This window comes from Bacteroidota bacterium (assembly GCA_016183775.1).
Classification (GTDB): domain Bacteria; phylum Bacteroidota; class Bacteroidia; order JABDFU01; family JABDFU01; genus JABDFU01.
Window position 1 is genome coordinate 25,174 of sequence record JACPDY010000001.1, and the last position, 17,302, is coordinate 42,475.

At 39.8% G+C, this 17,302-nt stretch carries 10 protein-coding genes; all 10 read left to right on the forward strand.

Features of this window, described 5'->3' with window-relative positions:
• The first annotated feature begins 111 nt into the window (after positions 1–111).
• Positions 112–3,408: a PKD domain-containing protein gene (locus tag HYU69_00085; GenBank protein ID MBI2268736.1), complete on the forward strand. Its 3,297-nt coding sequence runs from the start codon at positions 112–114 to the stop codon at positions 3,406–3,408.
• Positions 3,409–3,545: 137 nt separating this feature from the next.
• Positions 3,546–5,006: a sodium:solute symporter gene (locus HYU69_00090; protein MBI2268737.1), complete on the forward strand. Its 1,461-nt coding sequence runs from the start codon at positions 3,546–3,548 to the stop codon at positions 5,004–5,006.
• 27 nt (positions 5,007–5,033) lie between these two features.
• Positions 5,034–6,914 (forward strand): asparagine synthase (glutamine-hydrolyzing), encoded by a 1,881-nt coding sequence (gene asnB, locus HYU69_00095; GenBank protein ID MBI2268738.1) that lies wholly within the window; start codon positions 5,034–5,036, stop codon positions 6,912–6,914.
• A gap of 191 nt (positions 6,915–7,105) precedes the next feature.
• Positions 7,106–8,290, forward strand: coding sequence for a glycosyltransferase family 4 protein (locus HYU69_00100; protein ID MBI2268739.1), 1,185 nt, complete (start codon positions 7,106–7,108; stop codon positions 8,288–8,290).
• Positions 8,291–8,406: 116 nt separating this feature from the next.
• Positions 8,407–9,171: a polysaccharide biosynthesis/export family protein gene (locus HYU69_00105; protein ID MBI2268740.1), complete on the forward strand. Its 765-nt coding sequence runs from the start codon at positions 8,407–8,409 to the stop codon at positions 9,169–9,171.
• 20 nt (positions 9,172–9,191) lie between these two features.
• Positions 9,192–11,660, forward strand: coding sequence for a polysaccharide biosynthesis tyrosine autokinase (locus HYU69_00110; protein MBI2268741.1), 2,469 nt, complete (start codon positions 9,192–9,194; stop codon positions 11,658–11,660).
• Positions 11,661–12,203 carry a dTDP-4-dehydrorhamnose 3,5-epimerase gene (rfbC, locus tag HYU69_00115; protein ID MBI2268742.1) on the forward strand — a complete coding sequence of 181 codons (543 nt, stop codon included), beginning with the start codon at positions 11,661–11,663 and terminating at the stop codon, positions 12,201–12,203.
• 65 nt (positions 12,204–12,268) lie between these two features.
• Positions 12,269–13,336, forward strand: a complete 1,068-nt coding sequence (locus HYU69_00120) for an undecaprenyl/decaprenyl-phosphate alpha-N-acetylglucosaminyl 1-phosphate transferase (GenBank protein ID MBI2268743.1) — start codon at positions 12,269–12,271, stop codon at positions 13,334–13,336.
• A 19-nt stretch (positions 13,337–13,355) separates the two neighbouring features.
• Positions 13,356–14,420 (forward strand): transglycosylase SLT domain-containing protein, encoded by a 1,065-nt coding sequence (locus HYU69_00125; GenBank protein ID MBI2268744.1) that lies wholly within the window; start codon positions 13,356–13,358, stop codon positions 14,418–14,420.
• The gene (gene uvrA / locus HYU69_00130; GenBank protein MBI2268745.1) at positions 14,410–17,286 is read left to right on the forward strand and encodes an excinuclease ABC subunit UvrA; all 2,877 of its coding nucleotides are present in this window, start codon (positions 14,410–14,412) and stop codon (positions 17,284–17,286) included. The genes HYU69_00125 and uvrA overlap by 11 nt, the downstream gene beginning before the upstream one ends.
• Positions 17,287–17,302: the final 16 nt, after the last annotated feature.

A 17,302-nucleotide genomic window follows, 5' to 3' on the forward strand; every position in this document is an offset into this window, starting at 1 on the left:
ATATATGTTTCTTAACTTTCAGAAATAGAAAATTAAAAATGTGGAATTAAAGCCTGTAAGTTTAGCTTTGGATAACTCCGTCGGACAATTAAATTTTAAAAACATATCCGGATGAAAACAAAATTAGCCTTCGCCTTCTTATTAGTGGAAAAGCTGATTGTCACATCGGCATGTGCTCAAAATATGGACGATCTTTTCATGATAGGTCAGGCGTCTTATCGACAAGACGATATGTTTAATGAATTAAGCGAATCAGAGAAAGCCGGAATTTATAATAATATTGCAGCAACACCCATTGCATTCAGAAAAAATGAAGGCCAATGGGATAATAGAACTTCTTCAAATGAGGAGCGGATATTGTATCAGGGATCTTCTCCCGGATGGAATGCGAATATTTATTTCATGAAGCATAAACTCAGTTTTGGTTTCATGAGAGAAAAAGAAGAACATGGTATTGACAGTATTACCGGCCAAATGCGTAAAGAGAGCTATGAATACTTAATATGGAATCTGCACTTTAAAGGGGCTAATCCAGAAGTAAATATAACTGCTGAAGGGAAGGAAGGCAGTCGTACCAATTATTTAATTGGGAATGATTTTAGTAAACACGTCACTAATGTTTCCGACTACAGAATGATAAAATACAATGATTTGTATGAGAATATTGATCTGCGTTATTACAGCACAGGTAAAAATTTCAAGTACGATTATATTTTAAAACCGGGATCGGATATAAGTAAGATACAAATGACATGTGAGGGTATTAAAAATGTACACATTAATGGAGAAGGACAATTAGAAATTAAAACAACTTGGGGAACATTGGTTGAGGAAATGCCCGAATCGTATCAAATTATTAATGGGGGGAAGAAAAATATAAAAATAATTTATCGGGTGTTGAATGATACCACATTTGGTTTTAACGCAACTGAAGAATATAACAGATCGTTTCCGGTTATTATTGACCCCATTATTTATAAATGGGGAACCTATCTTGGAAGTACCACAACTAATGTAGGTTTTGGTTACTCGAGAGATATAACAGTGGACAGCAAGGGTTATGTATATGGAACAAGTTTTTACAATCTTTCATTCCCAACTACCGCAGGTGTTTATGATCAAACTTATAATGGGGCTTCTTGTGGGGCCTGCCCTACTGGTCAGGATTATTATTTAGGTGATATTATAGTTTATAAGCTTAAGCCCGATGCAAGTGCTCTCGTGTGGGCAACTTATATAGGAGGTTCTAAAGACGAGTGGGGAGTGGGTATTGCTGTTGATGAAGCCACAAATGAAGTGATCATAAGAGGAATGACATCATCAAGCAATTTTCCTACTACCGCAGGAGCTTATGATAATAGTTTTAACGGGGTTACAGATGCAGTAGTTTGTAAATTAAATGCAACTGCGGGGAACACATTGATCTATTCAACATACATTGGAGGAACTGATGCAGATGAAACGATCGGATTTAATATTAATGATATCGGGTATAACCAAAGTACTAAAAATGTATATGTGGTAGATTATACACTATCAACTGATTTTCCAATGACTCCGGGTTGTTATGATCCGACTTACAATGGAGGAGGGGATGCTGTAGTTTTTGTTTTAAATCCGGGTGGCAATGGGAATGCTGATCTTAAATATGCGTCATACCTGGGAGGTACAGGGCTGGACCGTCCATTTAGCATAGGATACCATCAAAATTATGGTAAAATGGCTGTCACAGGGATTACTCGTTCTACAGATTATCCGGTAACTGTCAATGCTCACAAAAATACATTTCAGGGTGGGTTGCAGGATGCCTTTATGTTTATATTAAATCCTGCCGGTAGTGGTGCAGGTGATTTGATCTATTCGACATATGTCGGCGGGAGTGATAATGATTATTCACAGACCATACATGTAAATTCGATTGGAGAATCTGCAATTTCGGGTTTTACTAACTCAAACAATTTTTCGGCTATTACAGCCGGCTCCTATGATCCTTCTTTCAACACTTGTGTTGTTTCGGGAAACTCCAACATTTTTATGGTTAAGTTTAATCCAATAGGAAATGTTGTATTTGGCACCTTCTTTGGTGACGGGGCATGGTCAGCCGGTAATGGGATATGGGTAACAGAGTCAGGTGAAGTTTTCCTTTCGGGTGAAGTAGGAGACGGTTCGGGAGGTTGTAATATACCTACAACCCCTTGCGCATATGATAATTCCTTAGCTGGGAGCTCTGACCAATTCTTAGCAAAATTTAATGCTTCGGGAAGTAATTTACTATATGCAACATATATTGGCGGTGGCAGAGCTGATTACCACGCTTCCGGACTCTTTTATAGCGGCGACTGTTCACAAGAAGTTTATATAGCTGGGGCTAGCCATTCATTTGATTTTCCTGTTACTGCAGGCGTGGTTCAACCTGTACATAATGATCCAACCGGGTTATTGGACAAACCTGTGGTGTATAAATTCAAGCCGGTAATAACACCAAACTTTACAAATTCTGCCGGTACTCAATGCAATTCACCAATTCTGTTTACTGATCTGTCTGCGGGTAATTGTATATGGAAAGCAGGCGCATGGTTACCAACCACCTGGCAATGGAGTTTTGGAGATGGAGGAGCATCTACTCAACAGAATCCCTCACACATTTATACCACGACAGGAACGTATACTGTAAAATTAATAGTTGGGTGTCCAATGGATAGCATTATTAAAACTATTACTGTCACAGGAGTTTGCGGTATGACGGTTACAGCAACAACTGCAAACGTCTGCTCCGGGTCTTGTGCAGCTGTAACATCAAGCGCTGCCGGAGGCGCAGTTCCTTACACCTATCTCTGGAATACAGGATCTACTGCTCAGAACATAAATCCTTGTCCTGTTTCAACAACCACATATACGGTAACAATAACTGACGCAGGAGGAATAACAGCTACTTCAACAGCTGTAGTTACGGTTAACCCGGTTGTAAGTGTAACTGCTACACCAACAAATATCAGCTGTAGCGGTACTGCCAATGGCAGTGTTCTGGCAAATCCCGGGAGTGGTACGTCACCTTATACTTATAACTGGAGCAATGGCCAAGCCACTCAAGCTGTCTCAGGTTTGTCTCAGGGAAATTATACAGTAACGGTAACCGACAATAAGGGATGCAAAGCAACTGCTGCAACAATCATAATTTCACCCCCCGTTATTACGGGTCAATTTGCCAAAGGTACTTCTGCTTGCACGGGTTGTGGTTGCAAAGAATGGATATTGGTTAGCGCCACAGGAGGTACAAGCCCATACAGCTATTCATGGCCTGATGGATATGTGAACAGATATAAAAATCAACTTTGCCCCGGAACTTACTCGGTAAATATTAAAGACAAAAATGGATGTAGTATCAATGTTAATCTCAGCGCGCCTTGATCCGATCCTGATAGCTACCTCCTATAATAGCTATTTGATTTCCTGATCAAAATAGTTGGAGTATATGTGAAAAACTATGTTGATAGACTAATAATTTCCCTGCATATTACACTCCATTTTTATCTTTTCTTTGAAGTATGACCCCAACCCTCATTATTGGATGTGTTGCAGTTTACTCCGCCTTGCTCTTTTTTATAACCTGGCTCACCACACGCAAGGCCAATAATGCAAGTTATTTTATCGGTAATAAGGCCTCCAGGTGGTATGTGGTTGCTTATGGAATGATCGGTGCTTCGTTATCGGGCGTTACTTTTATGTCGGTTCCGGGCTGGGTAGGCACGACACAGTTTTCTTACCTGGTTGTAGTGTTTGGTTATTTTGTGGGATATATAATCATTGCGACTGTATTGATGCCGATGTACTACCGACTTAACCTCACTTCTATTTACGGATTCCTGGAGCAGCGTTTCGGTTTTTGGTCGTATAAAACAGGTGCGTTCTTTTTTATCCTGTCACGAACTATTGGCGCATCTTTCAGGATGTTTCTTGTTATTAATGTATTGCAAACATTTGTTTTCGATGCAATGGGTGTTCCCTTTATTGTAACTGTAGGCACTTTCATCGTGCTTATTTTGTTGTATACCTACGAAGGCGGCATAAAAACAATTGTATGGACTGATACATTGCAAACCACGTTTATGTTACTTGCTGTGGTAATCTCAGTCACACTTATCGTAAAAGAGTTGAACATCCCGTTTATAGATGTACTAAGAAGTGTAAATGCCAGCGATTATTCCAAAGTAATTTTTACCGATTGGCACGACAAGCGGTTTTTCATTAAACAATTTTTAAGCGGTATTTTTATTTGTATTGCTATGACCGGCCTCGACCAGGAAATGATGCAGAAAAACCTGAGCTGCAAAAATCTGAAAGATGCTCAGAAGAATATGTTCAGTTTCAGTGCGATAATGGTGTTTGTTAACCTGCTCTTTTTATTGCTTGGGGCCACCTTGTATTTTTATGCCGAAGCTAAGGGAATTGCGCTGCCAACGAAAACGGATGATATTTTCCCCACTATGGCTTTGCAGCATTTCGGAACATTTGCAGGTATTGTGTTTGTAATCGGTATTATTTCCGCGGCTTATCCGAGCGCTGACGGAGCGCTTACATCTCTCACAACCTCTGCCTGCATCGACTTCCTTGATTTTCAGAAGCGTGATGATGAACAGAAAAAAAAGAAAACAAGACATCTGGTCCATTTGGCTTTCGCTATGCTATTACTTGCAGTTGTTGTTTTGTTCCGTGCTATCAATAATGAGGCGGTGATCGGAAAGTTATTTACGGTTGCGGGTTACACCTATGGGCCTTTACTTGGGCTTTTTGCCTTTGGTTTGTTTGTTAAAACATCTGTAAAGGATAAGTTGGTTCCATATATATGTGTTGCATCTCCGATAGTGTGTTATTTTCTTAGCGAGCATTCGGAACAACTTTTTAATGGTTATAAATTCGGTTTTGAGCTATTATTGTTAAATGGACTTATAGTATTTGCAGGACTTTTGCTTATCCGTAAACCGCAAACAGAATCAACAACAAGTTGAATTTGTTTACTTTTACTATCAATTCACATGTGCGGTATCACCGGTATAATAGCCTTTACTGAAAAAGGCAAACAACAGATGCGTCTCATCAATGCGTCGGTAAATACCTTGATACGACGTGGACCTGATGGGGAAGGTATATATACACATAGTAATGTCGCCCTTGGTCATCGCCGCCTTTCCATAATTGATACAACGAATGCTGCTTCACAACCTTTCACCGATCATTCAGGCAGGTATACAATTATTTATAACGGAGAATTCTTTAATTATAAAGAATACAGGGATAAGCTTCTTCAAAAAGGTATTCCGCTCCGATCATCAAGTGATACAGAGGTATTACTCTATTCGTTCATTGAATATGGAGCAGCTTGTCTGGAAAAGATAAATGGCTTTTTTTCATTAGCCATATATGATAAGCAGGAGCAAAGTGTATTTATTGCGCGCGACAGGTATGGAGTAAAGCCGCTGCTGGTTTACCAAAATGAAAATATTTTTGCTTTTGCTTCCGAAATGAAAGCTCTGCTCACCTATGGTATTCCCCGCGAGCTTGATCCTGTTTCTCTTTTCACTTATTTGCAGCTGAATTATATTCCTTCTCCGAATTCAATATTTACAGGTGTTTCAAAGTTGGAGCCCGGCCATTATATGACAATAAAGAACGGACAAGTGCAGAAGAATTGCTATTATAAAATCCCTTATTGTGAGAACATTACTGTAGCAGCTGATTATGATACCGCTCAAAAACAATTAGCCGGTCTTCTTGAAGAATCCGTACAAAAGCGTTTGATCTCGGATGTGCCGTTGGGCTGCTTTTTAAGTGGTGGTATTGATTCCTCAGTCATTGCAGTATTGGCGGCGAGGCATACGACTCATTTAAAAACATTTTCGATCGGCTATAAAGAGGAAGCTTTGTTTGATGAAACACATTATGCACAACTTGTCGCAAAAAGGCATAAGACTGATCACACTGTTTTTTTGCTCAGCAATGATGATCTCTTTGGGAATCTTTACCAGGTACTTGATTACCTGGATGAACCCTTTGCTGATTCATCAGCGCTCGCGGTACATATTTTAAGTATGCATACCCGGAAACATGTTACCGTTGCACTTTCTGGTGATGGGGCGGACGAACTCTTTGCCGGTTACAATAAACATGCTGCAGAATTTAAAATGCGGAATAACAGATCACTTGCATCGTTTGCAGGTTTAACCAAACCTTTGTGGGGTATTTTACCTGGATCCCGTGGCTCGTCACTTGGCAATAAAGTGAGGCAGCTTGAGAAGTTCAGCATGGGTGCACGATTGTCGGAAAAGGAAAGATACTGGAGTTGGGCCGGTTATGCGGATGAAAGCACTGTTTGCAAAATTTTTAAAACAAAATTCAGTAACGATCTGTATAACGACCGCAAACGGGGGTTGTTAAAAAACATTAATAATGATTTTAATTCTGTTTTACTGACCGATATGAACCTGGTACTGCAAAATGATATGCTTACAAAGGTTGATTCGATGTCAATGGCGAATAGCCTCGAGGTACGTACTCCTTTCCTGGATTATAATGTTGTAAACTTCGCTTTTGGTTTGCCGGCAAATTATAAGATAAATAATAACAGCAGGAAGCGTATACTTAAAGACGCATTTCGATCACAATTACCTGCTGAAATATTCAAAAGAGGAAAACATGGCTTTGAAGTGCCTTTGTTAAAATGGTTCAGAACAGATCTTAAATCGATGATAACAGACGATCTTTTAAGCGAAGGTTTTATACGCGAACAAGGTTTGTTTGATTATGTAAGTGTAAAATTATTGCTTCGTCAACTTTTTTCTTCCAGCCCCGGTGATTCAACAGCAAGGGTTTGGGGATTGATCGTTTTTCAATATTGGTGGAAAAAATATATGTGTTAAAGTAAATTTAATATTGGGAGGTAAAAAGTATTTTGAATAATGAATATCGAACAAGGAATAATGAATTTCGGGGTTCACCCGCACTTTTTTGTTTTTTCATTATTCGAAATTCCTTGTTCGATATTCGTTATTCAATTTTATTGCAATTGCCAGCAAATATTGAGAAATAACATTAAGTAGTTCGCAACCTTATGCCAAAAGTATTACGTATCATCAACCGTTTCAATCTTGGAGGCCCGACATATAATGTCGCATACCTGACTAAATATCTGGCACCCGAATTTGAGACATTGCTAATTGGCGGCATGAAAGATGAATCAGAAGCAAGCTCAGATTACATTGTGAAAAAACTGGGTATTGATCCGGTCATCATTCCTTCAATGAAGCGTTCGATCAATCCTTTCAATGATTTTGTGGCGTACAGAGAGCTGAAAAAAATCATCAAAGACTTTAAACCTGATATTGTACATACTCATGCGGCAAAAGCCGGAACCCTGGGAAGGTTGGCGGCATTTTCGTGTAATGTTCCTGTCGTGGTTCATACTTTTCACGGGCATGTGTTTCATAGTTATTTCGGTTCTTTCAGAACAACCATCTTTAAAGCTATTGAGCGTCAGTTAGCCAGATGTACCACAGCTATTATTGCTATTAGTGATAAACAGAAAGATGAATTGGCCAACCTCCATAAAATTGCACCTGCTGAAAAAATAAAAGTCATTCCTCTGGGTTTTGATCTGGACCGTTTTCGGGAGAATGGGGAGCAAAAGCGTACTTCATTCAGAAAACAGTATAATATTGATGATGATGAGATCGCCGTTGGAATTATCGGACGACTTGTTCCTGTGAAGAATCATAAATTATTCCTACAGGCCATTCAATATGTTTTAAATAATACAACAAAAAAAGTAAGAGCTTTCATTATTGGCGACGGAGAAGAGAAGCCCGCTATTATTGAACAGGCGAAAACTCTTAAACTGAAGTATTTTGAAGGTAGCCAAAGTTCTTCTAAGGCAGCCTTGACTTTTACCTCGTGGATAATGGATGTTGATTGGGCACTTGCCGGCTTGGATATTTTATGTTTAACCTCATTTAACGAGGGAACTCCGGTAAGCCTGATTGAAGCTCAGGCAGCAGGTAAACCTATTGTTTCAACCAATGTTGGTGGTATTGAAAATATTGTGCTGGAGGGTCAGACAGCGCTTCTTGCCGGCGTAGAAGAACCTGAAAAGTACTGCGACCAGTTGTTAAAATTGGTCGAAAATGACAATCTTCGTCAACAATTCAGCTTAAAAGGCTGGAATTTTGTAAAAGAAAAATTTCATTATACCCGGCTTATTTCCGAAATGCAGACACTTTACCATACTTTACTCCATTGAAGGTAATTTATTACAGGCTGTAAATGAGCAAATTAATAATTTTTGAGTACTTTTGGGTCCGTTTTAGCCTACATCAATAATTTAACCTGATGTCATACTAGTATTTCACTATAGCTATGAAAAAAATAGTACCCTTTCTTCTTGTCGCAATTGTGTTCACCGGCTGCAGAATCATGAATCCCAGTTTGATGCTGAAAACCCCCAAAGGCTATCAATATTCTCAAATGAAAGATACTGTTGCTAACCTGGAGTATAGGATATCCCCGAATGATGTTATTGAATTAAGGGTATTTTCAAATGACGGGTTTAAACTTACCGATGTTACAAGTACAAATACTCCGGGCTTTATTAATGTAAATCAGGGAACTCTTCCTTATACAGTTGACGTCGAGGGGAATGCAAAGCTCCCTGTGCTTGGAAATATTTCACTGAAGGGACTTACAATACGTGAGGCTCAACTGATGCTCGAAGAGAAGTATAGTTTATACTATATCAGGCCTTTTATTTTGTTGAAGGTCACAAGCCGCAGGGTAATTATATTCCCGGGCACCGGCGGTACAAGCAAGGTCATCATCCTTGATCATAATAATATTACATTATTGGAAGGCCTGGCTATGGCCGGGGGATTATCATACGACGGAAAAGCGTATCAGATAAAACTGATCAGGAGGACTCCCGGTAAGCCGTCCGAAGTATATCATATAGATCTTTCTACGATTGATGGACTAAAACAAGGGAATATCGTTTTGCAATCAAATGATATTATTTATGTTCAGCAACGTATCAGGATCAGTCAGGGAATTGTTACTGAACTCAGTCCGATCATCAGTATCATATCTTCTTTTCTTTTGGTGTACACAGTAATAAACCTGAGAAAATAATTCAAATTATCTGATCCAACATGTTTCAGGACGTCACCAGTTCGCAGCAAAATCTCGATCAGTATAAAGAGCGATTAGAGAAAATAGGCTCCGAATTTGAATTGGGATTGTTCGTTCATATACTTACCAAAAGTATTATATGGATACTGCTTTTTTTGGTGATCTCAATATTTTCCTGTTTCCTGTATTTGCGATATGCACAGCCTATATATGAATCCTCCACTATTTTACAGTTGCGATCAGATAACACTCCGAATAAGTTACTCAATTTTCAATCTATAGGAGCAGAAGAAAGTAATCCTATTCCTCAGGCCATAGAATTTTTGCGTTCGCGCGATTTCATGAAGCGGGCCCTTTCCAAACTTCCATTGCAGGTGGGCTATTTCAGTGAAGGCACTTTCAAAAGTATGGAATCATATACATCAACACCCTATACTGTTGAAATATCGAATAGTGTTCCTTCGGTCCAGGGTGTTAAAATACATATCGAGTTCCATGACAAAACATCCGGACAAATATCATTCACTACAAATGAAGTAAACCATAGTTTTGCTTTTAAAGAGAACCTTTGGCTGACTACGCCGTTTTTTTCTTTTAAGGTCACCATCCGTGATTATAATTCTATTGCTGATCAGCAAAGTATTGTAAAGAAAACATCTTTCTTTTTTACTATTAACTCCATGGAGAGTGTGGTAAACCAGTGTTTTCCCAAGTTGGAAGTAAAGTTATTGAGTGATGCGGCAAAGACTATTAGAATAGCGTACAAGGGAGCTAATCCGGTAAAAGCAACAGACATTATTGAATCAATTGCCGATGAATTTATTCTTTCAGATATTGAACGTAAAAGTGAAAGTGCTGAAAAAATACTCAGTTTCATTGATGCACAGCTTGAGATTTCGGGTAAAAAACTGCACGATGCGGAGGCTTCCTTGCAGGAGTTTAAAAAGGCAAATCCCTCTCAGGAAAATGAGGTTGTTGCTACTGCCAAAGCATCCAGGGTTAGTGAACTTGAAGATAAAATTGTGTCCAACCAGATACAGGTTGAGCTCCTGGAAAATGTGGTCAAAAAGGTAGAGATGTCGCAATCAATTGATGCATATAACCTTTTGTCGATCCTGGCAGGTACTGAGTATGAACTTGCGATTCGCATTCCGGTTGATAACCTCCAGAAGTTGTTGGTGAAGAAGGAGGAGCTGCTTTATGAGGTTACACCGAACAGTGAAACGATAAAGACCATAAATTTCCAGATAGAAATTCAGAAAAAGCTGCTGATAGAACCAATCCGTTCGCTTGAACAGCGCATAAAGGATAAGGTTGGCAATCTTCAGACCAAGTCGGATGAGTTGAGGGCTAATTTTTATGCGGTTCCCGAAAATGAACTGGAATATGCTAAACTTCAGCGCTTATATAATATCAATGAAAAGTATTACATCCTTTTGCTGGAGAAGAAAACAGAATACTCCATATCCAAAGAAGGTAATGTTTCTAAGAATATATTCCTTGAAAAACCCGTAGTTCCAAAGGCTCCTGTTTCTCCGAACAGGACTGTCGCGCTTAGTATATCTATTTCGCTCGGGTTTTTTTGCAGTTTATTGCTTGTTTTTATCCGTTACCTGCTGCATAACGATATCAACTCCTTGCACCAGATATCCAAACAAACAAATAGTTCTATCTCCGCACTGGGTATCATTCCCAGGTATAAAAAGGATATTCCGGTATCCCAGTTACTGGTTGATAAGAATCCCAAGTCTCTTATTGCTGAAGCTTTTCGTTCAGTCAGAGCTAATTTGCAATTCATTTCCACTGAAACCGGACCCAAGATCATGGCTGTGACATCCACGATCTCCGGTGAGGGAAAAACATTTGTGGCGATCAACCTTGCAGGTATCATAGCCTACTCAGGCAAAAAAGTTATTATCCTTGACCTTGATATGCGTAAACCAAAGATCCACCTTGGGTTCAATGTGCAAAATATCAAAGGAATGAGTACCATGCTGATCGGAAAAGACAGCCCTCTTGAATGTATCCAGCACAGTTCTCTTGAGAATCTTGATTTCATTACCGCAGGCCCTATTCCGCCAAATCCGTCAGAACTCATCCTCAGTAAACGTATGGATGAATTACTTACTTACCTGAAAGAATTGTATGACATGATCATTATTGATAACCCTCCGATCGGCCTTGTTACGGATGGCATATCCATGATACAGCGGGCAGATTACCCGATATACATATTTCGTGCAGAATATTCAAAAAGAAATTTTATTCAAAACCTTGATCGGCTATATAACGAAAATCATATCAAGCGCCTTTCTATTATTCTTAATGGTGTTGATGTTGAGGGTAACCGCTATGGGTACTATAACTATGGTTACGGTTACGGTTACGGCTATGGTTACGGTTATGGCTATGGCTACTATGACGAGCAGCATACAAAGGCCGGCAGGTCTTTTTTAAAGCGATTCCTGAATTGGTTCAAACGAGGATAGATGGATATCATTAAAACTCCGCTTGAAGGATTGTTGGTCTTAAAACCTAAGGTTTTTGAGGACACAAGGGGGTGTTTTTATGAGTCGTATAATAAAGTTGTTTTTGACGAAAAGTTACCTCCGGTTACTTTTCTTCAGGACAATCAGTCTCATTCAAAAAAAAATGTCGTGCGGGGTTTGCATTTTCAGTCTCCGCCCTTTGCACAGGTTAAACTTGTGCGCGTTGTGAAAGGTGCCGTAATTGACATTGCTGTGGATATCCGCAAAAACTCATCAACTTACGGAAAGCATTTTAAAGTCGAGCTGAATGAACACGACCAAACTATGATCTGGATCCCGGAGGGTTTTGCGCATGGTTTTGCCGCATTGGCTGATGACACTGTTTTTGTGTATAAATGTTCTAACCTGTATAGTAAATCAAGCGAGGTATGTATTGTGTGGAATGACCCGGATCTGGGTATTGACTGGGAAATCGACCAACCCTTAATTTCTGAAAAGGATCAGCAGGGTATATCCTTTAAGGAGTATCAGGGTTTGTTTTAAGCCCCTATTTGACTACCTTTGCAGCCCTTGATGGGATTATTTTTTCGATGGAAAATACCAGGCTATTGTCCTACATATTGTTTTTCGTGATCATTACAGTATTTTCGATATTGCTGAATGGATTATTGTTGAAATTCTCAAAAACACTCGGGATACGGAACGAAAAGGATACCATCATCCGCTGGAATACCCAGTCAAAGCCTTCTGTTGGCGGAATTTCATTTTACGTTGCATTCCTCTTAAGTATTTCCGGCTTTTCTTTTTTTTACGGAAATGTTTCCATCATAGGCAATGATCAGTTCCTTGGCATAGTAGCATCATGCACGGTCGCATTCCTGATGGGTTTAGCCGATGATGCGTATAATACCAAGCCGTTATTGAAATTCCTGGCACAGGTTCTGTGCGCATTGATCTTAATAATTTCAGGAATAGGCATACATATTTTTCCGAATGTATGGGCGAATTACCTGTTCACCATATTCTGGGTGGTGGGTATGATGAATTCAATCAATATGCTCGACAATATGGACGCCATTACTGCAACCGTATCTGTAACTATTATTATTGCTGCACTATTGATCATTGCCATGAATCATGACTTTTCAACGAATATCCACGTACTCCTGCTTTTTGGTATTATGGGCGCACTGATCGGTTTCCTGTATTATAACTGGTATCCCTCCAAATTATTTATGGGAGATACCGGCAGCCAGTTTCTTGGCGTATTTCTCGCTGCTATCGGGATCCTTTATTTCTGGAATTCATCTGATTCAACCGGCCACCTGGTTCAATCGAAGCAATTCTTTGTGAGCATCCTGTCGTTCATTATTCCCATTTGTGATACTACAACTGTTGTCATCAATCGGTTGATGCGTAAGCAATCACCTTTTATCGGCGGGAAAGATCATACCACACATCATCTGTCTTATATGGGCCTCTCTGATACGCAGGTTTCTCTTGTATTTGCAGGCCTTTCATTTATTTCCATGCTATGCACGATTTTTATCATCTATTATATAGCTGATTGGGGGTATATTCACATTGCCATTTTCGGAGTATATTTTCTTTTCGTTTTTGGGCTGCTGTTCTATATTTCAAAAATATCAAAACCTAAAACCTTTGATACCAGGTAAGATCATAGATGCGGTTAAAATATTTTGGAACCGGTCAAAAAGATCACTTCTCGCTTTTTGTTGTTTCCTGCTGCTTTTTGTAGTTGTAAAGGTGTTTAATTTTTCAACCGGCGCGGGTAATTCGGATACAGGAAGCAAGGATTATTTCAATTCACATTTTAAAACAGTTGGAATAAATATTCCAAAGGACTTGAGTTTTTCGGGTGAAAAAGTTCCGCTGAACGATTTTGCGATCGTTGAATCGCTTGACAGGGAGCTCCTTGTCAATACCTATTGGCAATCACAAACACTTCTGTTATTCAAACGTGCAAACCGCTGGTTCCCGATCATTGAACCAATACTTAAGCGTAACGGGATCCCCGATGATTTTAAATATATTGCGGTTGTTGAAAGTGGTCTCCTTAATATTATTTCTCCCGCTAAGGCAACAGGTTACTGGCAAATTGTGGAAGAGACAGGTAAAACATACGGTCTTGAGATAAATGATATGGTTGATGAACGTTACAGTATGGAGAAATCTACTGAGGCCGCCTGTAAATACTTCAGGGAAGCATATAAAAAGTTTAACAATTGGACACTTGCTGCTGCTTCATACAATATGGGTATTAGTGGTGTTGCCGTTCAACTGGAGAAGCAAAAGGTGAATAATTATTATGATCTGTATTTAAATGACGAAACGGCGCGTTATATGTTCCGTGTACTTGCCGTAAAAGATATTTTATCGCGTCCAAAGGCTTATGGTTTTATGCTTCGCAAACAGGATCTTTACCGGCCTATTCCTACAAGGAATGTGGCGGTTGATTCATCGGTAACTGACCTCGCTGATTTTGCCCTGAGCCAGGGGATCAATTACAAATTACTTAAACTGCTTAATCCCTGGCTCAGATCTTCATCATTAATTAATGAAGGAAGAAAAGTGTATCAGGTTGAACTTCCCGGTAAAGGCGTCAATATTTTTGAGTGGGATGAGTTCGCTGACCAGGGGCTAGCATCAACACAGGCAGATAGCGCAGAAATATTTTCGAAAATCGATTCTGTTCGTGATTCAACAATAAAAGGTTCTGCATCTGACAATGGACTCTAAAGCGCCGTCCCATAATGAAAACGAAGTACTGCAGATTTTCGGTGCGCGCGTGCATAATCTTAAAAATATTGATATAACCATACCCCGCAATAAATTAGTTGTCATTACCGGCTTAAGCGGAAGCGGAAAATCATCATTGGCCTTTGATACTATTTATGCCGAAGGGCAGCGCAGGTATATCGAAACATTTGCTTCTTACGCGCGCCAGTTTTTGGGTAATATGGAACGCCCGGATGTAGATAAGATTACGGGACTAAGTCCTGTTATTTCCATTGAGCAAAAAACTGTAAATAAAAATCCCCGGTCAACCGTTGGTACTATTACTGAAATATATGATTTCCTGCGATTGCTTTATGCGAGGACCTCGGACGCTTATTCATATATTACCGGCGAAAGAATGATACGTTATTCCGATGACCAGATCATTAATCTGATTTCGAAAAAATATGTCGGGCAAAAAATACTTGTTTTAGCACCAATTGTTAAGGGACGGAAGGGACACTACCGCGAATTGTTTGAACAAATACGCAAACAGGGTTTTTTGCGTGTGCGGGTCGACGGTGAAGTCATGGAAATGACAGCGCGGATGCAGTTGGATCGGTACAAGATCCATGATATTGATATTGTGATTGACCGGATTGATGTCAAACCCGATGGTCGTCAACGGATATCTGAATCGGTTCAATTGGCCATGAAGCATGGGAAGGGAATAATAATGATATTGCCTTACGATTCCAATAAGATCAATAATGAGTATGGTAAAGCGCAGCATTTCAGCCGGTTTTTAATGTGCCCTGCATCAGGCATATCGTATGATGAACCTCAACCCAACCTGTTCTCTTTTAATTCACCCTATGGTGCCTGTCCAAAGTGTAACGGGCTTGGTGTTATATCGCAAATTGATCTGAATAAAATAATTCCGAACAAGAAACTCAGCATTAGAAAAGGGGCTATACTTCCTGTCGGAATGTATAAAAACAGTTGGATATTTCGTCAGTTGGAAGCTATTGGTGATAAATATGGTTTTACACTTGATACGCCGGTGGAGGATATTACAGAGGATGCATTCAACATTATTTTATTTGGCTCGGAGGAGGTGTTTAAGGTAAAAATTTATTCGGAAGGGAATTCTACAAGCTATTCACTGAACTTTGAAGGTATTGTGAACTTTCTTACCCGTCAGCAGGAAGACGAACAGTTGTCGCCTTCCATGGAGAAATGGCTGCAGGGTTTTATGGATATTGTAGTTTGTCCGAAATGTAATGGAGCGCGCTTAAAGAAAGAAGCGCTTTATTTTAAGGTGGCTGATAAGAATATTGCTGAGCTATCGGAGATGAGTATTTCGGAATTGCAAAAATGGTTTGCCAACATTGAGAACCGTATCAGTGAAAAAAACAGGAAGATAGCTCATGAAATTCTGAAAGAGATACGTTCGCGGCTCTCCTTTTTGCTTGATGTTGGTTTGGATTATCTTTCCGTCAATCGCACTTCACGCAGTTTGTCAGGTGGTGAAGCACAGCGGATTCGCCTGGCAACGCAGATCGGCTCACAGCTTGTTGGTGTATTATACATTTTGGATGAACCCAGTATTGGGCTGCATCAACGTGACAATTACCGTTTGATACAGGCATTGAAAAATTTACGCGACATTGGCAATTCCGTTATCGTAGTTGAGCACGATAAAGAGATGATCCTTGCCGCTGATCATGTTATTGATATTGGTCCCAAAGCCGGTATCCATGGCGGGCATATTGTTGCCCAGGGGTCGCCGGAGGAATTACTTAAATATAATACCCTTACTTCTGAGTATATTACTGAAAGAAAGACTATTGCTATACCATCTTCGCGGCGACCGGGTTCAGGAAAGTCGCTTTTATTGCAAGGTGCAACCGGGCATAATTTAAAAAATGTCACCATTGAATTACCCCTGGGAAAATTTATTTGTGTTACAGGTGTGTCGGGAAGCGGGAAATCATCGCTCATAAATGAAACATTGTATCCGCTTTTAAATAATTATTTCTATCGCTCAAGCAGGAGGGTTCTGCCATACAAGAATATAAGAGGTTTGGAGTATCTTGATAAAGTGATTGATATTGATCAGTCTCCAATAGGACGTACTCCGCGCTCAAATCCGGCAACCTATACCACTATTTTTTCCGATATACGTAATCTGTTTGCTGAAACCCAGGAAGCAAAGATCCGTGGCTATAAGCCGGGACGGTTTTCCTTTAATGTAAAGGGTGGCCGCTGTGAAACCTGCCAGGGCGCTGGTTTACGGACCATCGAAATGAATTTTTTACCTGATGTATATGTGAATTGTGAAACGTGTAATGGCAAACGCTATAATCGTGAGACCATTGAAATACGATATAAAGGGAAGTCAATAAGCGACGTACTTAATATGACGATTGATCAGGCGGTGGAGTTTTTTGAAAGTATTCCGTCGATCATCCAGAAAATACGAACTTTGAAAGAAGTCGGGCTTGGTTATATTACTCTTGGTCAGCAAAGTACAACCTTATCAGGCGGCGAGGCCCAACGTGTAAAACTGGCCACAGAATTATCAAAACGTGATACAGGAAATACCTTTTATATCCTGGATGAACCTACTACGGGACTTCATTTTGAAGATATTCGTATATTGCTGGACGTGCTGAATAAATTGGCGGATCATGGTAATACAGTTTTAGTGATCGAACACAATATGGACATTATTAAAGTTGCTGATCATATTATTGATCTTGGTCCGGAGGGTGGGAGTGGGGGTGGAACAATTATATGTGAAGGAACTCCTGAGCAAGTAATAAAGAATAAACAGAGTTACACAGCTCAATACCTGAAAAAAGAATTTGTAATGGTTTCCTGAATTAACAAGTTGATAT

What these genes read in the sequence shown, in the direction of transcription:
- HYU69_00110 (MBI2268741.1), top strand. Translation starts at nt 9,192, where the DNA reads ATGTTTCAGGACGTCACCAGTTCGCAGCAAAATCTCGATCAGTATAAA.
- HYU69_00085 (MBI2268736.1), top strand. Translation starts at nt 112, where the DNA reads ATGAAAACAAAATTAGCCTTCGCCTTCTTATTAGTGGAAAAGCTGATT.
- HYU69_00100 (MBI2268739.1), top strand. Translation starts at nt 7,106, where the DNA reads ATGCCAAAAGTATTACGTATCATCAACCGTTTCAATCTTGGAGGCCCG.
- rfbC (MBI2268742.1), top strand. Translation starts at nt 11,661, where the DNA reads ATGGATATCATTAAAACTCCGCTTGAAGGATTGTTGGTCTTAAAACCT.
- HYU69_00090 (MBI2268737.1), top strand. Translation starts at nt 3,546, where the DNA reads ATGACCCCAACCCTCATTATTGGATGTGTTGCAGTTTACTCCGCCTTG.
- uvrA (MBI2268745.1), top strand. Translation starts at nt 14,410, where the DNA reads ATGGACTCTAAAGCGCCGTCCCATAATGAAAACGAAGTACTGCAGATT.
- asnB (MBI2268738.1), top strand. Translation starts at nt 5,034, where the DNA reads ATGTGCGGTATCACCGGTATAATAGCCTTTACTGAAAAAGGCAAACAA.
- HYU69_00105 (MBI2268740.1), top strand. Translation starts at nt 8,407, where the DNA reads ATGAAAAAAATAGTACCCTTTCTTCTTGTCGCAATTGTGTTCACCGGC.